Source organism: Archangium sp. (genome assembly GCF_036277355.1).
Taxonomy (GTDB): domain Bacteria; phylum Myxococcota; class Myxococcia; order Myxococcales; family Myxococcaceae; genus Archangium.
This window is the reverse complement of the sequence record NZ_DASUNC010000152.1, coordinates 1-20,581: the sequence shown is the minus strand read 5'-3', so window position 1 is coordinate 20,581 and position 20,581 is coordinate 1. Positions and strand designations below refer to the sequence as shown.

The window sequence follows — 20,581 nt, the reverse complement described above, 5'->3', positions numbered from 1 at the left end:
TGCTCGACTTGAATGACGTCCGCGTGTTTGCCCGGGTGGTGGAGCTGCGCAGCATCTCCGGCGCGGCCCGGAAGCTGGGCCTGCCCAAGTCCACCATCAGCCGCAACGTGGCCCGGCTGGAGGAGGCGCTGGGGGCGAGGCTGATCCAGCGCTCCACGCGAGGACTGGGGCTGACGGACACAGGCACCGTCTTCCACCGCCACTGCCTGCGCATCCTCGAGGACGTGGAAGCCGCGGAGGCGGCGGTGAGTCAGTTGCAAGGGGCTCCCCGGGGGCTGCTGCGGGTGAGCGTGCCCGCCACCTTCGGCCACTTCTTCCTCGGGCCCCTGCTGGCCGAGTTCCTCCAGCGCTACCCGGAGCTGCGCGTGGCGCTGGAGGTGACCAACCGGCGGGTGGACCTGGTGGAGGAGGGGGTGGACGTGACCATCCGCGCGGGGCGCCTGGCCGACTCCTCCTTCATCTCCCGCCGGCTGGGGGAGGCGCGCTTCGTGCTGTGCGCGAGCCCGGCCTACCTGCGCCGCCGGGGAACACCCCAGGAGCCCCTGGAACTGGCCGCGCACGAGGTGGCGGATGTGGTGCCCTTGGAGGGCAGCCGCACCTGGCGGCTCTCCGGCCCCGCGGGCCAGCAGGTGGACGTCACCCTCACCCCCCGCCTGGGCGTCAACGATCCAGGCATGGTATACAGGGTGGTGCTGGGCGGCACGGGGCTCGGCTGGGTGCCGGAGTTCCTTTGCGCGGAGGATCTGCGCGCCGGCCGGTTGCGCCCGCTTCTCCCGGGCTGGAGCCTGCCCGCGGCCGAAATGCACGCCCTCTTCCCCAGCCAACGGGACCTGGCACCCAAGGTCCGCGCCTTCGTCGATTTTCTCGTGGAGAAACTGGCCCGCCACGGTGCGGTCCAGGCGCCTCGATAGCCGATGGCCACGCCACAGCGCGGGGATGCGCGCTCGGCGGCTTGCGCGATCATGAAGCGCGCCAGGTCGGCACGGGTGAGCTCACTGCCACCGGGCACGCCCGCGTCGCGAGCGAGGCGGTAGCCCCCCGGGCCGGTCCATCCAGCAGCCGCGGCGGGCGGACGATCGTCCAGTCCAGCCCGCTCGCCTTCACGTGCTCCTCGAGCCGCAGGTGGTCCGCATGCACGTGGCGGAGCAGATGACGGCCGATGAAGCGGAAGAACAGGGGCTCCGTGCCCGTGGGGGTGACCATGCCCGAGGTGATGACCAGCAGGCGGCTCACGCCCCCGGCCTTCATCGCGGCGATGATGCTCGCCGTCCCCTCGGACATCACCGGGGTGGGCGACAGATCCTGTCGCTGGTGTGGTGTTGAGCCGCGAGCAGTCACGCCGCCAAAGACGCCCACGCCCCTGCTGCCACCCCCTGGGGAGGCCACCGGGCCGGCGTGTGCCCCAGGGAGCTGCACCGTGTCTGCACCAGCCCGGCCCCCAGCCCTCGTGGCACCCGTCAGCAGCCCTCCTCGCCCCCTCGGCTCCAGCCCTCTCCCTCCACACCGCCCCCATTCCGCCTATACGCCCCCGCCCAGGACAAACTTGACGCGCTTGCATGGCGTCTTCGCCCCAGGGGCGACACTGCGGCCATTTCTGGTCCCCACGGCGGCGGCGCCGGGCGAGGACGAAGCAGCAGCGGGAGGAGCGGGAGCAGGGAGTACGTGCAGGAAGCGGCAGCGCGTCCCGAGGCCGGACTGGGCCGGGTTGCTCCGCAGGACGTTCGCGGTGGATGTCTTCTCCTGCCCAAGCTGCGGGGGCAGGCGGCGAGTGCTGGCCCACCTCACGCAGGGCGCCGTCATCCGGCGCATTCTCCGCCACCTTCAGCTGCCTGAGTCCCCAGCTGTCCTGGCTCCGGCCCGGGGGCCACCGCAGCTGGAGCTCTGGGAGTAACTCACAGCGCAGGGACGCCCCCTCTCGCGGAGCCCGAGGCGACCGGTCGTCCGCGCAGGGGAGAGGTGCGCCTGGAGCGCGACGTGCAGTCCCCCATGGGGACCCTCCTGCACTGTCCACGGCGTGTCGCGCGGCCCTCCTGGCCGACCACCTACCCCGGCTGTCGCCCGCAACAGGGCTCCTATCCCGCCTATACTCCGACGGATGGCTGGGCCCTCAACCGGGGGAGCTGGTTCAATTTCAACACGGTCGCGCAGCTGCCGAGCTTCGACTTCGTCGGGGTGGAGACGGGCGTGAACGTCGGCGGCTGGACGTGCGCGAGCTGAACGGCACGGGCGTACCGCTGGAGAACAGGAGCACGGCCTTCCTGGCGCTCATCCTGGAGACCAACGCGAACCGGATGGCGTCCATGGGAGGCTACGTGGCGGCGTCCCACCGCTTCCAGTCGGGCCCGGTGGCGCCAGCGTGGGAAGGGCAGGTGAACCTGTATGGGACGGTGCGGCCCCACCCGGCGCTGGAGACGCGGCTGGAGGTGTTCCTGGACCGCGTCTCCTTCGGCCCGCGCCTCATCGAGGACCTGGGAGATAACCGCTTCCTGCTGAGCCCGCTGCTGCCGGACTCGATGTCGCTGACGCTGCGGCAGCAGTGGGTGGTGACGCCGAGGCTGACGCTGCAGGCCTACGCGCAGCTCTTCACCGCCTACGGGGCGTACGGCACGTATTACGAGGGAGTGTCCGACGCGTCCCGCACGCCCATCCGCTTCGCCAGCCTGGTGCCGGTGGAGCGGGAGAACACGGAGGACTTCCACGACGTGGCGCTGAAGCTGAACATGGTGCTGCGCTGGGAGTACCGGCTGGGCTCGACGCTGTACGTGGTGTACACGCACGGGCAGCAGCGCTTCCCGGTGGCGGACGGCGTGAGGCCGCCGCACACGCTGATGCCGAGGGGGCTGCTGGCGGGAGCGGCCAACGACGCGCTGATGGTGAAGTGGTCCTGGTACTGGGGCGCGTAGACCCCCCTCTCCCCTCGGGAGAGGGACGGGGTGAGGGTCTTCCCCCCGTACACGAATGTTCAATCGGGTTCAACATCCGTGCATGCAGGCGCAGGAGGCCGGCTACTCGCTGCCGCTCCTGACCCACCGTGTGAAGCAGGGCCCCTGCGGCGCAGGCATCGCGGCATCTACCGTCTCACGCACGACCCGGCTGTTCGAGTCCTCTGAGCGATGCCCGGAGGTTACTTGCCGCTTCAGGCTTTTCAACCTATGGAGTTGACTCAAGGGACTCGGATCGATTGCGACGGAGCCGAGCAAGCCCTGTAGGGCCTGACTTCTCAACCTCAGCGGGGAGCGGAGCAATGATGAAGGTTGTAGCAGCGTCGGCCGAAACGAAAATGGAGAGGTTCCCCATTGCGCCGGCACAGTTCCTGACCAACCTCTTCGCGCTTCTCCGAACGGCCGGTCACGAGCGCATCATCAAGCTCCTGGCGTCCTCTACGACCCAAATTGGCGTCCACAACTACGGTAACTGGAACGGAGGCACGTATAACTGGGGTCTCGTCTTCCGGGTCGACATGGAGTCCTTTGGTAGATTATCCGAAGCGTAGAAAGTCAGAATTGATAACGGAAGTCAGTTGAATGTTCCGGTCAAGCCATATGACACACCCTGTTCGACAATCTCTTGGCAGGGCCTTCACTCGGAGATGCTCGCTCCGACCTCTGATGGCGAACAGGTCTAGATATAATATAACTGACTTCCGTTATGATACGTAGCTGCGTGCTCCATCTAGGGCTCCCCTGAACGGGACGTGAAGAAACCCGATCTGAACTGCGCTGTTGCGCAAACGGGATCTGATTCCCACATGAGCTTGAGTATGAATGCCGATGTTCCATTGCCCGGACTCGATCGACTGATGGATGTTTGCCGGAAGCACGGCTTACCCATGAAGACCCTGCCACCAGGACACTCTCCTCCTGCCGCTGGGTCACTGGTGGCGGGGCACCCTTTCGATCCCATTCTCGCGACTGTCTACAGGCGTCTTGGAGGAGCCCTGCTAGGAGGGAAACACGATGGGGTGCTTTTTCTCAACCGGGTCGATGACCAGGTAAATGGAGTCGAACGGGAAACCGAAGAGCTACGCGACGGAGAAGAGCCCTTCCACTCCTCCGTCGCCTTCGGGTCCATTCCCGCGCTTGCCTCGTATTACGCCGTGGTGCCGAAGTTGGCCGACGAGCAGGGCCGCCAACCGGTCATCTACTTCGAGACCTACATGGATAGGTACGCCTTGCCCATCGCCTCGGACGTGGACCGATTCTTCGACACCCTCTCGCGCTATATCGACCTGCTCGTGGAGGACGAGGGCTTCCGCTCGGGTGGTAAGCGAGACGTTGAGTTCCCGGATAGCGTGCCCGAACTCATCGCCCGTGACCGGCGGCTGGTCGAGATGATCGTCACCGGCCGCTTCGACTTCATCATGAACCTGGGGGACGAGTTCCAGGACTGGCTCGCCCGGGTGAAGTCGGCCTGATGGAGAATCACTCATCGGCTCCGTCCCCTCTATTCCAAGCGCCATGAGTCAGGAGACATTCGCAGCGCTGCGCCCTGCCGACTACGGCTACAACACGGCCAGCGCCGCTCGATGCATCGGCGTTGAGCTCGCGTGGTGGGTATGCATCCTGGCCCTGGTGCTCCAAGCCTGTGCAACGACGGGAGCGATGGATGACCTCGAGCCCGAGGAGGACCTTCCAGCGAAGGAGATTGGAAGGGCCCTGCATCCCTCATGGGAGACACGCGACGCGGAAACGGACGAAGAAGCACGCCGGGCTGAGGCCACGGCGGCCCTGTCGGGCATGCGCGGAGTGGCCAGCCACGTGGAGGAAGCCGGCGCCGAGCTGGTCTTCCGGTTCTGGGCACAGGACGGCGTGCTGACACTGCTGTCCTGGAAGCGCAGTGCCGGAGAAGCTGGCTTCACGGGCAAGGTGGATTCATTCGTCCGGGATTTCGAAGTCTACCTGCCCACCTACGTGAGGGCTCGCACGGGAGAGGTTGTCTTCACCCTGCTCCAAGAACAGCGGGGCTGGAGCCTACGGTCCGTCACCACCGCCGAGGGTTCCAAGCCACTGGAGGCCAGGACATTGCCTGTGCGGCGCTCGGGCGTGACGGCGGACACTCTCGCCCAGGCACATGCCGTGGCCATCCAGCTGGCCAAGGGGCTGCGGGTCCCCAATGGGGGCAATGCCACAGTGTTGGCGGATGTCCTGTTGGATGATGACCGAGTCCTAGGCGCGACGACCGCACGCTACGAGTCCCATGGCGGCCCGCCCGTCCGAGAGCCCTCGCCGGAACTGGCCGCGCAAATCACTCAGGCGCTCCTGCCGTTCACCCACGGTATTGGACCGCGCACGGTCCGGTTGACGCTGCAGGCAGAGCATCACCGGGCGGAGCGGCATGCGCGCTGGCGAGTGATGGAGGCCGAGACGCTACGCCCGGAGTCACGCTCCTCGCCCGACCTCGTCGCCGAGCACTACGCGCTCTACGAGCGCATCCTCCGCGAGTGGAGGGAGGAGACCCAGGCCGCCTTCCTGCAAGCTGGGGTCACCAGCACCGAGTTCCTCGCCACCTGGTTCATCAGCAGTCTCGCGTTACGAGGCGGCATCACGCTCTTCGAGGCGGTGGCGCCCAGACTGGCCCCCATCCTGGCCCGGGGTGGCTCGGAGGCCGTGGCTTGGTTGCGTTCCTTCCTCGCCCGGGTACGTCCAACGGAGCGGGAACAGTTCCATCGCTTGTGGACGAAGGCCCAGACGCAGGGGCTGTCAGCCGCGGAGAAGGAGCAGTTGCGCAAGCTCATGGCCCGCTTCGAGAAGCTCCTCGGTACGAAACTTGACCGTTATGAGAGCAACGAACTCAGGCGGATGGCGCACGACGACTTCTACGAGAAATTACATCCCAATCTGGCGAAGCTCCTGCTCGATGATCGGGCAAATCTCTATCCCGTGCATCATCGCGTTCCAATTGAGTACGCCCATCTCTTCGTGCGGTTGAACATCAACGCCAAAGAGAACCTTTGGGGAGTGCACAAGTCCGTTCATCAAAAGATCAACAACATTTGGACGGCATTCCGGCGGGCAAAAGGCAAGGCCACTGCGGAAGATGTGCGGAAAGTGGCTGCCATCGTCGACCGGCACTTTGGTCGCTGGTTCAACCAACGTTATGAAGCGAGCCGCTCCGCATCCGCACTCGCCAAGGCCGAGGCGGATGCACTCGACGAAGTCAAGGTGCTGGTAGACCTCCTCATGAAATGAGCATGACTGCTGATATCGCACTGCATGGGCTCGACCGGCTGATGGAGGTGTACCGGAAGCACGGGCTGCACATGGAGACCCTGCCGCCGGGGCGCGCGCCTCCCTCGGCTGGAGAGCTCGTAGCGGGCCACCCTTTTGATCCCGTGCTCGCGGCCGTCTACAGGCGTCTTGGCGGGGCTATTTTCGGCGGGGAATTCGGGGGGCAACTCTTCCTCGACCAGGTCAATGATCAGTTGAATGGAGTCGTACTGGGGACCGAGGCATTTCGTGAAGAGGAGGACCCCTTCCGCTCCTCCGTCTTGTTCGGGAGGATCCCCGGGCTCGCCTACTACTACGCCGTGGTGCCCAGGCTGGCTGACGAGCGGGGCCGCCAGCCCGTCATCTACATCGATGCCTACATGGACCGGTACGTCCTGCCCATCGCCTCGGACGTGGACCGCTTCTTCGATGCCCTCTGCCGCTACATCGACATGCTCGTGGTGGAGCAGGGCTACCTGTTCGATGGCATGCCCGGTATCCATTTTCCCACCAGCGTGCCCGAGTTCATCGCCCGTGACCGGCGGCTGGTCGAGATGATCGTCATGAGGGTGCTGCGGTTGCCGTACCTGTCCTCGAGAATCTCCAGCATGTCCCTGCGCTCTTGCTCCTTGAGCGGCGCCAGCCCCCAGTCGTCAATCACCAGCACGTCCACCTTGGCCAGGCGCGCGAGCACCCGCGCGTGGGTCCCCCTGCACGACAATCCGGGCCCTCGGCCACTCCCTGCCGGGGCAGGCTGGCGACCAGTCCCTAACGCTGGTGCATCGCCGCATCCAACTCCGCCTGGAAGGCGCTGTGCCGGGGGAACTCCTCGCGGAACCGGTGGAGGAGCTCCGGGGCCCGTGCCGGCTGTCCTCGTCTCTGGAGCACCTCGGCGCAGGCCGCCAGCAGCAGGGCGGCCTTGCCGTAGCTGCGCCGGTGCTTCTCCCGCACGATGGCGCGCGCCCGCTCGCGGGCCACCGTCAAACACCCCTCCGACAGTTCCTCCTGCCGGGGGCGGCTCACCGAAAACGCGGGAAGGACCTCGGCGTACGCGCGGGAGAGCCGCTCCGACAGCTCCCGCTCCGCCTCCTCCGTGGTCCAGGGCTCGTCCTCCAGACTGTTCTCCAACGCCGTGCGCCACAACTCCTCCACGGAGCGTGGGGGCCCCTCGGGAGAAGACGGGCCCGACAGCCACAGCAGCAGGAACGGCACCACGAGCCCCTGGGGATTGTCATTGTCCGACCACCCGAGCACCTTCGCATTCGCGGCGCTCTTCCAGGCCGCCTGCCAGTCGTGCCCGAGCAACCGGGCATGGGCGAGCAGCACCTCATCCAGGCGCGGGTACGGCTCGTCCCGCTCACCCCTCGGCAGCGGGGGTTCTTCCCAGGGCATCGGCCCCGTGTCGTCCGGTCGGGCCAGGGCCTTTTCCAACTGCCGCGCGGCCCGCTTCATCAGGCGCGCGCGCTCGGGCTCGGTCTTGCCGCAATCCCGCAGCTCCAGCAGGCGCCTCAGGTCCGGGCTGGCCACCAAGGACTCCCAGCGGGCTTCGCGGACCTGCTCGGGGCGTGCGAGGCGCTCGGCGGCCGTGGCGAGGAAGTCCGCCACCCAGGCGCGCAGCGGCAGTCTGGCCGGCAGGGCTTTCAGGGCCTCGTGGGCCGTGTCGAGCACCTCGCGCGGCTGCCCCTCACGTTCCAGCAGCGCGAGCAGGTCCACCCAGGCCCTCGGGTGGCGGCCCCGTCCGGCACGTGCCAGCTCGCGCAATCCCTCGGCGCCCCGAGACAGGCCCACGGCCTCGCGCAACCAGGCCTCGGCTTCCGAGTCGTCCTCCTGCTTGCGCAGGAGGGCTTCCCAGTCGGACAGGAAGGCCTCGAGCTCCGGTAGCGGCTCGGGGGAGATATCACTCACCTCCTGCAGCTTTGGCCGTGGGCCGAAGCTCCACCGGTCCGCCTCTTTCATCGCAGCCCACAGCGCCTCGGCGCGCCGGGCGGGCGGCGTGGTCCGATAGAGGGCGCACAGGTAGCGGGCCCGGGCCTCGGGCACGTCCACTTCCCCGAAGTGCTCCGGGCGCAGGCCCAGGCCGTAGTCGTCCTCGCGTTGGAGCAGCTCGAACAGGGCCCGGTAGGCGTCCCGGGCGAGCGGCCAGCGGCCTCGCTCGAAGGCCCGCTGCGCCCGCCGGAACAGGGCCGTCACGGGCGCGACGAGCTCCGCGTAGGGACCGGGGCCGGAGTCCTCATACTGGTCGTACTCGTCCCAGTCGGAGGGGGCCTCGTCCTGGAGCTCCTCGAAGCGCTGGACCTGCTCGGTGATGTCGGCCAGCAGCTTGTCCTGGAGGGCGTGCTCGAGTTCCTGCTGCCGGTCATCCGGGACGGGGGTGAGCGAGTCCAGGAAGGACTGCCGCTCGGAGGGGTGGACATGGCTGGCCATGGCGCGCAGCACGGTGCGCAGGTCCTCGAGCGAGGAGGCACCGAGCCGCGTCTCCACCGCCCCCCAGAAGGACTTGAGCGAGAGCCGGGGTTTCCAACCTTCTTGCTGCTCGACGTCGGGAGTCATGCCGATAGGGTATGACCTCTCCCGTCATGAGGACACCTCCGCCAGACGTGTCCGCGATGGCCCATCCCGCTCGCCCTGGTACATGGCGAGCACGGACTGCCGGGCGCTGGCCATCTGCTCCGCCGGCACTCCGCCCAACGCGAGCGCCGCCGCCTTGCGCACCTGGGCATCATCGCTGTGCAGCAGCGACTGAATCTTGCCGGCCGACCCGGCGCTGATCTTCTGGGTGTCCATGTTGCCGAGGATCTTCGCCGTCACCTTCGGGTCCGTGGAGGCGGCCGCGGCCGACACCGCGGCGTCCGAGGCCGGGCCGTGATAGCCCGAGTAGACGTTCTGGATGTCCTCGGCGATGTTGGTGGCGGCCTCCTGGCGCACCTCGGGCGAGGGGTCGCGCACCAGCTTCTCGTACAGGTCGCCCGTATTCTCCAGGGCGCTGGTGCGCCGCATCGAGCGCACGGTGGCGGCGCGCACGGCCGGGTCTCGCTCTTCCAGGGCCCGCTTCGCCACGAGCTTGATGGCCTCGGGGTCCGCCCCGCGCTCGGTCCGCGCCACCAGCGCGGTCGCCAGGTGCTCGGCCATGACGGGGTCCGTCTCACGCTCGAACGCGGCCTGGAGCTCGTGAGCGGGCAGGGTGACGGCGGACTCGCGCAGCAGCGTGCGCAGGTACTTCTTGTAGGCCTCGGAGTTGGACTGGAGCCCGCGGCGGATGGAGTCCATCAGGCCCTCGACCGAGCAGCTCCCGCCCTGGAGTGCTGGGCCCGGGGCGGCCACCTGGGCGGCGGCCTCTGTGGGCACGAGGGGGCAGAGCGTGAGCGCCAGCAGGAGGGTGCGGAAGGTGGCGGTGCGTGTCATGGGAGCTCCCGGGCTCACTCGTGGCGGTCGAGGCAGTTGAAGGGGTGCTGGTGAGGTTGTGCGCCGCCATTTGTGGTGTTGAGCCTCGAGCAGTCACGCCGCCAAGGACGCCCACGCCCCTGCTGCCTCCCCCTGGGGAGGCCACTGGGCCGGCGTGTGCCCCAGGGCGCTGCACCGTGTCTGCACCAGCCCGGCCCCAGCCCTCGTGGCACCCAGGGCCGCGGCTGAAGCGGCCTACGGCACGGGGGGAAGACCGCCGATGGCGATGAAGCTGGTCACGCTCAGGGTGTAGTTCTCGAGCTTCTCGGCCCGGACCAGGCGGTCGGCGGTGGCGCTGAACCAGACCTTGTTGACCCGGTGGCCGTCGGGCACGAGGATCTTCGCATCGCAGTAGAGCAGACCGAGATCCGAGCCCTGGAGCGGCACCTCGTAGCAGAACTGGGCGTACTTGTAGTCCACCCGGTTGCTGTCGAAGTTGCACATCGACGCGACGACGTCGCCACCCGCCCGGTAGATGAGCTGGTGATTGTCGATGCTGTTGCCGAGCAGCTCGGAGTTCCACCCGGAGACGTTGGACGTGAACGCGGTGTAGCTGTCACAGGCCGTGCTGTCGACGGTCTCCATCATGCTCACCTCGTTCGCGGAGAGCTCGCGGACCTCGGGGGTACGGCCGCGCCGGGCCGCCTCGCGCACATGCACCTCGCGCAGCGGGGCGGGGACCTCGGTGCCCTCGGGCGCCACCGCCAGGAACGCCTCCAGCGAGGTGGCTCCACGCGCGTTGAGCCGATCCAGGGAGGAAGGAGCGTTCAGCGGGGCCACCTCGGTGATGGACACCACCGGAGTGCCACCGTTTCCGCCCTCGTACTCGACGGTGAAGCTCAGCCGGGCGCCCCCGGCCGTCTCGAACTCGCCGAGAACCTCGGAGCTGTACTCGATGACCTGGCGCTCGGCCTGCGTCGCGTCCGCCTCCGACTCGGGCCCACAACCGGTGAGCGCGAGCATCGCGCCCGCCAGGCTGGAGACCAGGGCCCGGGTGGTGAAACCAGGGCGCTTGTTGCTCGGGATGGACTTGCTGGAGATCGTGTTCGTCATGGCCGTTTCCTTGAGTGGGGGTTTCCGTTTGCCGCCTCCAACCCATGAGCAAGCGGCGGGCCAGCCGCTCCGGCCGCGATGAAGCCTCGAAGGACGCGGAAGAACGCGCTCGCGCCCGCCTGGGAGCGGGGGGAGCGGCAAGAGTTGCATGCAACACCTGCATGCAACGCCTGCCAGGGCTAGACTGCCCCCATGCGCGAAGAGGACCAGACCTGGACCCAGGACAAGGTGCGCGTGAGCGTGCGCGCCGGGTGGTTCCGTCTGCTCGTGGTGGATGGAGCGACCTCGTCCATGGTGGAGCTGCCGCCCAAGGGGCTGCTGCTCGTCGGGAGGGCCCCGGAGGCGGATCTCCGGCTGGCGGACCGCTCCGTCTCCCGGCGGCACGCCCGCATCTTCCTGGACGAGGGCCAGATGCGCATCACCGACCTCGAGAGCCACAACGGCGTTCGCGTCAACGGACAGCCCCTGACGCAGGTGCACACGCTCCAGCCGGGTGACGTGGTGAACATCGGCGAGGTGCACCTGGTGGTGTACACCGCGGCCGCCTCGACGCCCGCGTCCCCCGCGGAGGGCGCGCCCCAGGTCACCGAGCTCACGCTCGGCGAGCGCACCGTGGTGGTGGCCGACCCCGCCATGAAGCGCCTGTACGAGCTCATCCGCCGGCTCGCGGCCAGCGAGCTGCCGGTGCTCATCCTGGGCGAGACGGGCGCCGGCAAGGAGAACGCCGCCTTCGCCGTGCACCACTGGTCCCGCCGCTCGGGCAAGCCCTTCGTGGCCCTCAACTGCGCCACCCTCGGCGAGACGCTGGCGGAGAGCGAGCTGTTCGGCCACGAGAAGGGGGCCTTCACCGGGGCGGCGTCCGCCAAGGAGGGTCTGCTGGAGACGGCCGCCGGGGGGACGGTCTTCCTGGATGAGGTGGGAGAGCTGCCGCAGGGCGCTCAGGCCAAGCTGCTGCGGGCCCTGGAGGCGCGGCGCATCCTGCGCGTGGGCGGCACCCGGGAGCGGGACATCGACATCCGCATCGTCGCCGCCACCCACCGCCAGTTGGAGAGGGAGGTGGAGGCCGGGCGCTTCCGGAGGGATCTCTTCTTCCGGCTGGGAGGCGCGACCGTGGTGCTGCCGCCGCTGAGGGACCGTCCGAGCGAGGTGGGCGTGCTGGCGCGCCGGTTCCTCGACAAGGCCTGTGCCGCCACCGGACGCGAGCCCCTCACACTGGCGCCGGCCACCCTGGAGGTGCTCGAGCGCCATGGCTGGCCAGGCAACGTGCGCGAGCTGAAGAACACGCTGGAGTATGTGGCGGCCACGGTGGATCAGTCCCTCGTCGAGCCGAAGCACCTGCCCGAGCGCATCCTCTCCGCGCTGCGTTCCCCGGAGCCAGGGCCCGAGGCACCTGCCGAAGCCCCCTCACCGGCGGCGGCTCCCTCGCGCCGCGGTGCCTCGGTCTCCGAGGAGATGCGCGCCCTCGAGCGCGAGCGCATGGTCGAGGCGCTGCGTGCGACGGGCGGGGTGAAGGTGCGCGCGGCCGAGCTCATCGGCATGCCGATGCGCACCTTCGCGCTCAAGTGCAAGCGGTACGGCTTGCCGTGAGCACCGCTCCGGCCCAGTGGGAGCCACCCGCCTCCTTCGAGGAGTACCACCTCCTGCGCGCGCTCGGACAGGGGGCCATGGGGCAGGTCTACCTCGCGCGCGACACGCTGCTCGACCGGCTCGTCGCCGTGAAATTCCTCTCGGGCCTGGCCCCGGACGAGAGCCAGCGGGAGCGCTTCCGCATCGAGGCGCGCGCCGTCGCCCAGCTCCAGCACCCCAACATCGTCGCCATCTACCGCATCGGCGAGGTGCTGCGCCGCCCCTACCTCGTCTCGGAGCTCATCCGCGGCACCAGCCTCGACAAGCTGGAGCGCCCCGTCCCCTGGGAGCGGACGCTGGACATCGGCATCGGCCTGGCGCGCGCGCTGGCGGCGGCACACCGGCACGGCGTGCTGCACCGGGACATCAAACCCGCCAATGCCATGCTCACCGAGGAAGGCGAGGTCAAGCTGCTGGACTTCGGCCTCGCCAAGCTGCTGGATGCCGGCGAGCGGGGAGGCGCGCGGGCACGGCCAGAGGCCCCCTCGCGCGAGCCGCTGCCGCTCGGCATGGAGCCGGCCGGCGCGGACAGTCTGGCCACGCTGCCGGCCGCGGGAGCGCTCGCGGCGACGCCAGCGGTGGGGGACCGGAAGGAGAGGCCCACCAGCGCGCTGACGGCCACGGGCGCCTGGGTGGGGACGCCCCGGTACATGGCCCCGGAGCTCTGGCGCGGCGAGCCGGCCTCGTTCCGCAGCGACGTGTACGCGCTCGGCGTGCTCCTCCATGAGCTGTGCGCGGGCCAGGCGCCCCACCACGGCCTGGGACTCCAGGAGCTGCGCGAGGCCGTGCAGCTGGGTCGCGCTCCGCCGCTGGCCTCGGTGGTGCGCGGCGTCGAGCCGCGCCTCGCGGCGCTCATCGACCAGTGCCTCGAGCCCGAGCCAGCGCGACGGCCCGCCTCGGGAGAGGCGCTGCGCGAGGCGCTGGAGTCGTTGCGTGAGGGGGAGCAGGAGGCGGGGGGGGCGACGGCGCGGCCCTACCCGGGCCTGCATGCCTTCTCCGCCGAGGAGCGCGGGAACTTCTTCGGCCGCGGAGCCGAGGTGCGCGCGCTGCTCGAGCGCCTGCGCGCCGAGCCGTTCGTCCTGGTGGCGGGGGACTCGGGCGTGGGGAAGTCCTCGCTGTGCCGCGCCGGGCTGCTGCCACGCATCGCCGAGGGGGCCCTGGGAGGACAGTGGGCGGTGGTGGCGGTGGTGCCCGGGAGGCACCTGCTGAGCGCGCTGGCCGCCGCGCTGGCGCCCCTGCTGACGCTGAGCGAGGCCCGGCTCGCCGAGGAGCTGCGCGCCGATTCCCTGGCGCTGGCACGGCTGCTGAGGACGCACGCCGGAGGGCGGAGCACGCTGCTCTTCGTGGACCAGTTGGAGGAGTTGCTCACCCTGGCCGTGCCGGAGGAGGCCGCCCGGGTGGCCGAGGCGCTCGGGAGGCTGGCGGAGGGAGTGCCCGGTGTGCGGCTGGTGGCCACCGTGCGCGGCGACTTCCTCACGCGGCTGGCCACCCTGCCCGGCCTGGGCGAGCGGCTCTCTGGAGCGCTGTACGTGCTGCGCCCGCTGTCGGAGACGGGGCTGCGCGAGGCCATCACCCGGCCGGCGCGCGCCAACGGGGTGTCCTTCGAGTCGGAGGCGCTGGTGGAAGCGCTGGTGGCGGCGGGGCGCGCCGAGGGGGGGCTGCCCCTGCTGCAGTTCGCGCTCGCCGAGCTGTGGGAGGCCCGGGACGTGGGGCGGCACCTCATCCCCGCCGCCACGCTGGAGAAGCCAGGCGGCGTCGCGGGCGCACTGGCCCACCACGCCGATGGGGTGCTGGCGAGGCTGTTGCCCGCGCAGCAGAAGGTGGCCCGCGAGCTCCTCCTGAGACTCGTCACGCCGGAGGGGACACGGGCGCGGCGCCCGGCCTCGGAGCTGCTGGGAGAGGGGGCCCGGGCGGAGGACGCGCGGGCCGTCCTCGAGACGCTGGTGCGCGGACGGTTGCTGGTGGCGCGCGAGGCCGAGGGAGAGGCGGCCTACGAGGTGGCACACGAGGCGTTGCTCACCCGCTGGGAGCAGCTCCGCGGCTGGCTGGCGGGAGATGCCGGGCGCCGTGCGGCCCACCAGCGCCTGGAGCGGGCCTCGGCCGAGTGGCAGCGGCTGGGGCAGCCGAGGGAGGCGCTCTGGGGAGCCCGCCTGCTGGCCGAGGTGCGCGCGCTCGAGCCGGACGAGCTGGCGCCGCGGGAGGCCGCCTTCCTCGTCTCCTCGCGCCGGGCCGTTCGCAGGGGCCGTCTGGTGCGCCTGGGCGCCGCGCTGGCGCTGCCCCTCGCGGCGGCGCTCCTCCATGGCGGCAACCTGCTGCTGCTGCGGCTCGAGACGGACCGTGAGGTGGGCCGGCACCTCGAGACGGCGCGGCATCACCTGCAATGGGCACGGCAGCAGAACGCCGTCATCGAGGCGCTGCGGGAGCGGGCCTTCACCGCCTTCGATGGGCGGCGGAAGAAGGAGAGCGAGGAGGACTGGGCCCGCGCCAACGAGCTGACCGCCCGGATGAACGAGCGGGGCCATGACCTGGCCCGCCAGGAGTTGGAGAAGGCGATGTTGCGCGACCCGGGCCGGGCCGGCACGCGCCACCTGCTGGCGGGAGCCCTCTACGAACGCCTGGTGCTGGCGGAGCGCGACCACCAGGACGCCCTGCGCGGACACCTGCTGCGCCAGCTCGAGCTGTATGACGAGACGGGCGAGTACCGCCGCCGCTTCCACGCCCCGGGGCGGCTCGAGCTCGAGACGCGCCCCGCGGGAGCCACCGTCCGCGTCCAGCAATACGTGGAGGAGGAGGGCCGCCCGCGCCTGGGGCCCCACCGGCCGCTCGGCACCACCCCGCTGGCGGGAGTCGCGTTGGAGCCCGGCTCCTACCGGCTGGAGCTCCACCTGGCCGGCCGTCCCCCCGTGCTCTACCCGCTCCTCGTCACGCGCGGGGAGCAACTGCACCTGCGCCTCCCCCTGCCGGCCTCCGTCCCGGAAGGCTACGTCTACGTGCCTCCGGGCCGGTTCCTCTTCGGGAGCCGGGATGAGGAGCTGGTGCGGCGCGTCTTCCTGCAGACGCAGCCGCTGCACACCGTGCGCACCGGCGGCTATCTGATCGCCCGCCACGAGGTGACCTACGGCGAGTGGTTGCGTTTCCTGCGCGCGCTGCCTCCCGCGGAGCGGGCCCTGCGCCGGCCCCTGGCCACCAACACCTTTGGCCGTGTCGCGCTGAGCGAGCTGCCCGGGGGAACGTGGCAGCTCACCCTGCAGCCCCGGACACACGCCTACGTGGCCCGCGAGGGCGAGCCGGTGCGCTACCTCGAGCGCGAGCGCAACGCCGAGCAGGACTGGCTGCGCATGCCCGTCTCCGGAGTCTCCTGGGAGGATGCCCGGGCCTACGCGGCGTGGCTGTCCGGCTCGGGCCAGCTGCCCGGGGCCCGCCTGTGCGAGGTGCACGAGTGGGAGCGCGCCGCCCGCGGTGCCGATGCGCGCATCTACCCTCACGGGGACCGGCTGGAACCGGGGGACGCCAACTTCGACCGGGCCTATGGACAGAAGGTGCTCGCCTTTGGCCCGGACGAGGTGGGCAGCCACCCCGCCTCGGACAGCCCCTTCGGCATCGCCGACCTCACGGGCAATGTCTGGGAATGGAACCAGGTGGCCGCCGAGCCCACGGCCGCCCTCTACTCGGGCGGCAGCTTCTACCAGGACGTCATCAGCAACCGGAGCAACAACCACGTGCGGGGCGAGCCCTCGCAGCGCACGGCCCTCATCGGCCTGCGCATCTGCGCGGACCCGCCCGTGCCGGACCCCTGAGCCCTCCTCGAAGCCTTGGCCGATCACTTGCACGCCTGGAGACGGCCAGGAACACCCGCCGTAATAGGGAGGTATTCCGGATGATTGGGAGAGAAACGAGGCACGGACTGAAGCGGCTCGGGCTGTCCACGGTGTTGGCGCTCCTCACCCTGGCCACGCGTGCCGGGGCGGCGAACGAGGGGTACGAGGGACAGCAGGGCACGCGCCTGCATGGGACGGCGCCGGAGCTGTTCGAGCGGGTTTCCATCCCGTTGACGAGCGCCACCACCCTGGGCGGCATCGCCATCCAACAGGTGGTCATCGACAAGGGGCAACTGAAGAGCGGAGTGCCCGCGTTGAAGGGCGCGCAGTGGAGCGGAGCGCGCTTCAATGCCTGGGTGAAGACCGAGCTGGTGACCTTCCAGATTTCCCAGGCCCAGCCGCACCGCAACGTGTACGCCGACCCCGACTCGCCCGAGAGCCTGTCGGCCACGGTATGGGAGTACGAGGTGAAGTGGAGCTCACCTGCTCTGGGGAGCGGGGAGCTGTGCCCGGGGAGCGCGGCGCTCGTGCTGCCGGGGAGCTGGAACGGAGCGCGCTACGCGCACAGCACCACCACCTTCTCCTTCGCCTGCCTGCCCCGGCGGCAGCTCGACGGGACCCTGGTGAAGGGAGGCGTGGCGGCCAAATGCGTGGACTGGGGCTACCCTCCCTGGACGAGCGAGGATCCGAGGTTGGACAACAGCTCGCTGTCCCTGACGGAGATGGATGCGATTCGCCACCACCTGGCCTGTACGGCCATGGCCACCGCGGACTTCTGCGGCGAGGCCCGGCCCAACACCCTGGACGGCACCCCCATCACCCTCTTCCACCAGGGCAATGTGCGGAGCGAGGTGGTGAATGCCTATTCGCCACCGGTCGTCTCGGGAGGCCCGCTGGGGCAAGGCTTCTTCTTCGAGGCCGCGTGGGTCATGGTGGATGCGAGCACGGGTCAGCCCCTCCTGTCCGCCCCCCACTTCCCGACGACCCCGGTGCGCGCACAGGCGCTGTGCCTGACGAAGAAGCGCTGGGCCACGCTTCCGCCCGCGGGCACGTGCACCATCCAGGGGCCCCTGGTGGATCCTCGAAGCGCGTGGATGGATCCCCGCCAGCCGCGCCCTCCTTCCCGGTACTGTGAGGAGTACAGCCGGGACGAGCTGATACAGAATGGCGCCGTGCTGTTCTCCTACTCGAGGTTCCTCGACGCCGGGCTCTTCCGGTTCAAGCGCAACAACGAACACACCCAGTACACCGACCAGTTCCTGAGCACGGCGCACATCGTCATCAACCCGCAGCCGCCCTACACCTACCAGCCGGATCCCTCCCTCTTCCCCAACGCGGACGAGTACGTGCTGGATACCCGCATCGCGCTGGGCTTCGAGGGCCCGCTCTTCAAGTTCGACGCCCCCGCCACGGTGCTGGACGGGCTGCCGGTGCGCCGGCTGCTGCGCTACCGCCAGAAGGATGGCACCGGACGCTTCGTCACCCTGGTGGAGGGAGCCCCGGTGCCCGCTGACCATCAGCTCGACCTGGATGCCCGGGCCCAGGGCGTCGAGGGCCATGTCCGTGATGGGCTGGCCCCCGCCACCACCCCCCGCCCCCTCCACCTGTATGGCAATGGGAGCGACTACTTGACGAGCACCCAAGGCAACGTCCCGGACTTCATGCAGCGCACGGCCTCCCCCATGGGATACATGCCTTCGCTGGCGGACTACGCGGCCCAGCAGCCGTGAGCAACTGTCAGAAGGGGGGCCGGGTGCCCACTCCGCCGCTGGCGCCGCCAACGCACTGCGTGAACGGTGATTGCGTGCCGCGGGAGACGGACGCGGTGGGGACGCAGCCCCCGCTGACGGATGGGAACGGTGCTGTCCATTGTTTGTTGCGGGCAGGCCGGAACAAGGGATGATGGCCGGACAACGCGGGAAGGAAGACATGCGCGGCCTGAGACAAACACTTGTATGGATATGCATGGTGGCCAGCCCTGCCCTGGGAGCACAGCCCCCGGGAGCAAAGGCACAGCCTCGCCCGCTGAGCACCGTGCTGTCGGTGGATGCCGTGAGCCTGGTGCGCAGCACCTTGCAGCTCGAGGGAGAGCGGGTCCTGACGGAGAAGCTCAGCGTCCAGCTGGGAGTCGGCCTCTCGCTGTCCGCCAGCCGGGTGGGCCGGGAGGTTCCCATCGCCAGCGCCGGAGGCTTCGTCACCCGGCGCGTCGAGCAGGGCAACACCACGGGCACCGTGTCCCTGTCGCCGGGCGTCCGCTACTTCCTGTGGGGCAGTGCTCCCGAGGGGCTGTGGGGTGGCCTGCAGCTCGGGGGAGGCGTGGGCCGCAGCTTGTTCGACAGCCGGTCGGATGGCGTGGCCGAGCCGTCCCGCATCACGAGCCTGCTGACCCTGGGCGGTGACGCCCTGGTGGGCTACTCGCTGCTGCTCACCCGGGGCTTCATGCTCCAGGCCGCCGTGGGGATGGGGGCCGCGTACACGACCTACGAGGAGTCGTCGACCCTCTCGATAGGGCCGGATGACCAGCCCTCCCATGGACCTCCCTCACGCACGCACCGCTGGGACTTCGGCCCTACCACCCGGCTCGCGCTCGGCTGGGCCTTCTGAGTCCGGGCGGCGTGCACGGCCTCGATTCCTGGCTACGGTACCGGGCACGCGGGGCTGGCGCTGGGGCAGGTGCCGCAGCCGGTGCCCTCGCAGTACTGACACGCGTCCCGCACGGCCGGATCGCTGGGCGCCGACTGGTCGTGCACCACCTGCACCTGGCAGGCCGCCGAGGCCCGGTTCCCACTCGGATCCGTGACCGTGAAGTGCACCGTGTACACACGCCCGTTGCCGTGCCCCTGCCGCTCCGAGCGCAGCCGCGCCGCCGACCCGCCCCCCAGCTCGATGTCCCGGCACGTGTGGCCATCGCCCACGGCGTCATCCACCAGCGAGTCATCCTCCACCTCATCCGACTCGGCCCTGGAGATGACACCCACCGCGTCCACGTCCAGCGGACCGTGACACCTGTCCACCACGCTCTCCACGCAGTGGCTGAGCTTGAAGTCCAGCATCTCATGGTTGGGCGCCCACAGGCTCACCGGCGCCGGCTTGAGGGTGATGATGGGGGCGAGGGTGTCCACCACGCACACCTGGTGCCCGCAGCTCGCGCCCTGGCCAATGGAGTCGCTCGCCGAGCACGTCCCCGTATTGCACCCCAGCGGGAAGAAGCTGCCCGAGGGCGGCTGGCACGACACGCTGTAGCCCGGCACTCCGCCCGTGACCGAAGGGGAGAAGCTCGCCACCGCGCCTCCGTTCTCGCACTCCAGCGTCTGCGAAGCCGGGCAGTCGATGTACAGCGGCGGTGGGGGATCTCCCGCGCAGTCCGGTGGGCTGACGGCGACTGCCAGGACTCCCAACATCACGAATGCCTTCATCTGTGAGTGCCTCCCTGTTTCAGGGAAGCATAGACCAGAAGCGGGGGGCTGTCCGGTGTCTGGTGGAGTGTCCACTTGACCGGGGCAAGCCCACTGCTCTCCGGGGAGCAGCTCCCGCGCATCTGTTGAGAGGTGGGATTGGCTCCGCCCTGCTGCAGCTGGGACGAGTGGCCGGGCTGGACATGTACGGGGCGGCTTCCGCTCGCTCGCATGAACTGGTACCAGGAGGACCTGGCCGCCCTGCTGGATCTGCTCGGCCGTGGAGCCGTGACAGGCAAGATTGTCCTGCTCTGCAACGGCTGGGGAACAGCCTTGCCATGGACGAGCCATCCCTCCCTCCTCCAGGAGTGAGGCCTTCTCCTCGGCCGCCTCTTTCCATCCATTTCTCTCGTGGGCAAGATTTTCCAGGAAACAGGTTCACGTATTTCAAACGAACCTGGGGAGAAATCATCGTGAAAATGAAGATTACATTCTACGGATTCCCAGACAATGACCCTCCAAGCAAGGACATCGCATTTCCTGTCATCCACCAGCAGGCGGGTGGAAGGGGAACCTTCGAAGATCCCATCACGGCGGCGACGGCTACGCCTGAAAACGGCGGGAGGTTCACCCCAGGCACGCGCATGTACGTGCCCTCGCTGCAGAAATACCTGATCGTCGAAGACTCGTGCGCATCGTGCAGCCCGGACCAGGTCGATATCTGGATGGAGAGCGATGAGCGTTCTCCAAGCGAGATCGTCCTGAAATGCGAGGAGGCCTGGACACCAGACACGCCGGTGGAGGTCGAGATCTCTCCAACTCAGGGCCGTCCAGTGAATACCGGTCCTTTCTTCGATGTGAACTCCTCAGCCTGTACGATATAGACGGCAGCTGAAAATCAGGATCTTCTGTAGCTGAGGTGGGCGCTCGACGGTGGACGGAGGGTCTCCGGTGAGAGACGGGAGAGGAGCGGTCGGAAGAGGCGACTGTCACTCTGGCAACAGCCCTGGTCGCGGAGTTGCAGTGCGTGCCGCCCCTGCGA

17 protein-coding genes are annotated in these 20,581 nt (G+C 69.3%); 11 read left to right on the top strand and 6 right to left on the bottom strand.

The annotated features are described in order from the left end of the window. Positions 1 to 8 precede the first annotated feature (8 nt). Positions 9 to 911 carry a LysR family transcriptional regulator gene (locus VFZ09_RS37630; protein ID WP_329732601.1) on the top strand — a complete coding sequence of 301 codons (903 nt, stop codon included), beginning with the start codon at positions 9 to 11 and terminating at the stop codon, positions 909 to 911. A gap of 49 nt (positions 912 to 960) precedes the next feature. On the opposite strand, the gene VFZ09_RS37625 is transcribed toward VFZ09_RS37630, so the two are convergent. After that, positions 961 to 1,281, bottom strand: coding sequence for an NAD(P)-binding oxidoreductase (locus VFZ09_RS37625; RefSeq protein WP_329732695.1), 321 nt, complete (start codon positions 1,279 to 1,281; stop codon positions 961 to 963). A gap of 705 nt (positions 1,282 to 1,986) precedes the next feature. Between VFZ09_RS37625 and VFZ09_RS37620 the strand changes: the two genes are divergently transcribed. The 5 genes from VFZ09_RS37620 to VFZ09_RS37600 all read left to right on the top strand — a co-directional run bounded on the left by VFZ09_RS37620 (position 1,987) and on the right by VFZ09_RS37600 (position 6,188). After that, complete coding sequence (locus VFZ09_RS37620) at positions 1,987 to 2,217, top strand: hypothetical protein (RefSeq protein ID WP_329732600.1); 231 nt, start codon at positions 1,987 to 1,989, stop codon at positions 2,215 to 2,217. Beyond that, positions 2,205 to 2,903 (top strand): hypothetical protein, encoded by a 699-nt coding sequence (locus VFZ09_RS37615; protein WP_329732599.1) that lies wholly within the window; start codon positions 2,205 to 2,207, stop codon positions 2,901 to 2,903. The genes VFZ09_RS37620 and VFZ09_RS37615 overlap by 13 nt, the downstream gene beginning before the upstream one ends. A 341-nt stretch (positions 2,904 to 3,244) precedes the next feature. Continuing rightward, positions 3,245 to 3,493 carry a hypothetical protein gene (locus VFZ09_RS37610; protein WP_329732598.1) on the top strand — a complete coding sequence of 83 codons (249 nt, stop codon included), beginning with the start codon at positions 3,245 to 3,247 and terminating at the stop codon, positions 3,491 to 3,493. A gap of 603 nt (positions 3,494 to 4,096) precedes the next feature. Then, the gene (locus tag VFZ09_RS37605) at positions 4,097 to 4,414 is read left to right on the top strand and encodes a hypothetical protein (protein ID WP_329732597.1); all 318 of its coding nucleotides are present in this window, start codon (positions 4,097 to 4,099) and stop codon (positions 4,412 to 4,414) included. Between the two features lie 43 nt (positions 4,415 to 4,457). Next, on the top strand, positions 4,458 to 6,188 hold the full coding sequence (locus VFZ09_RS37600; protein WP_329732596.1) for a hypothetical protein: 1,731 nt from the start codon (positions 4,458 to 4,460) through the stop codon (positions 6,186 to 6,188). Positions 6,189 to 6,678: 490 nt separating this feature from the next. Here VFZ09_RS37600 and VFZ09_RS37595 read toward each other — a convergent pair whose 3' ends face one another. From VFZ09_RS37595 to VFZ09_RS37580, 4 genes are all read right to left on the bottom strand, one after another. Beyond that, positions 6,679 to 6,927: an ATP-binding protein gene (locus tag VFZ09_RS37595; RefSeq protein WP_329732595.1), complete on the bottom strand. Its 249-nt coding sequence runs from the start codon at positions 6,925 to 6,927 to the stop codon at positions 6,679 to 6,681. 47 nt (positions 6,928 to 6,974) lie between these two features. After that, a complete protein-coding gene (locus tag VFZ09_RS37590) occupies positions 6,975 to 8,756 on the bottom strand; it encodes a hypothetical protein (protein WP_329732594.1) in 1,782 nt (593 codons plus the stop codon). Positions 8,757 to 8,780: 24 nt separating this feature from the next. Next, the gene (locus tag VFZ09_RS37585) at positions 8,781 to 9,608 is read right to left on the bottom strand and encodes a HEAT repeat domain-containing protein (protein WP_329732593.1); all 828 of its coding nucleotides are present in this window, start codon (positions 9,606 to 9,608) and stop codon (positions 8,781 to 8,783) included. 234 nt (positions 9,609 to 9,842) lie between these two features. Further along, positions 9,843 to 10,700 (bottom strand): hypothetical protein, encoded by an 858-nt coding sequence (locus VFZ09_RS37580; protein WP_329732592.1) that lies wholly within the window; start codon positions 10,698 to 10,700, stop codon positions 9,843 to 9,845. Positions 10,701 to 10,892: 192 nt separating this feature from the next. Between VFZ09_RS37580 and VFZ09_RS37575 the strand changes: the two genes are divergently transcribed. From VFZ09_RS37575 to VFZ09_RS37560, 4 genes are all read left to right on the top strand, one after another. Beyond that, on the top strand, positions 10,893 to 12,287 hold the full coding sequence (locus tag VFZ09_RS37575; protein WP_329732591.1) for a sigma 54-interacting transcriptional regulator: 1,395 nt from the start codon (positions 10,893 to 10,895) through the stop codon (positions 12,285 to 12,287). Further along, positions 12,284 to 16,123, top strand: coding sequence for a protein kinase domain-containing protein (locus VFZ09_RS37570; RefSeq protein WP_329732590.1), 3,840 nt, complete (start codon positions 12,284 to 12,286; stop codon positions 16,121 to 16,123). The genes VFZ09_RS37575 and VFZ09_RS37570 overlap by 4 nt, the downstream gene beginning before the upstream one ends. Before the next feature lie 80 nt (positions 16,124 to 16,203). Continuing rightward, positions 16,204 to 17,874, top strand: a complete 1,671-nt coding sequence (locus VFZ09_RS37565; RefSeq protein WP_329732589.1) for an ADYC domain-containing protein — start codon at positions 16,204 to 16,206, stop codon at positions 17,872 to 17,874. Between the two features lie 235 nt (positions 17,875 to 18,109). Further along, positions 18,110 to 18,748: a DUF3575 domain-containing protein gene (locus tag VFZ09_RS37560; RefSeq protein ID WP_329732588.1), complete on the top strand. Its 639-nt coding sequence runs from the start codon at positions 18,110 to 18,112 to the stop codon at positions 18,746 to 18,748. Between the two features lie 32 nt (positions 18,749 to 18,780). On the opposite strand, the gene VFZ09_RS37555 is transcribed toward VFZ09_RS37560, so the two are convergent. Next, positions 18,781 to 19,560, bottom strand: a complete 780-nt coding sequence (locus tag VFZ09_RS37555) for a hypothetical protein (RefSeq protein WP_329732587.1) — start codon at positions 19,558 to 19,560, stop codon at positions 18,781 to 18,783. A 452-nt stretch (positions 19,561 to 20,012) separates the two neighbouring features. On the opposite strand from VFZ09_RS37555, the gene VFZ09_RS37550 reads away from it, so the two are divergent. Then, positions 20,013 to 20,423, top strand: a complete 411-nt coding sequence (locus VFZ09_RS37550) for a hypothetical protein (RefSeq protein WP_329732586.1) — start codon at positions 20,013 to 20,015, stop codon at positions 20,421 to 20,423. Positions 20,424 to 20,581 lie beyond the last annotated feature (158 nt).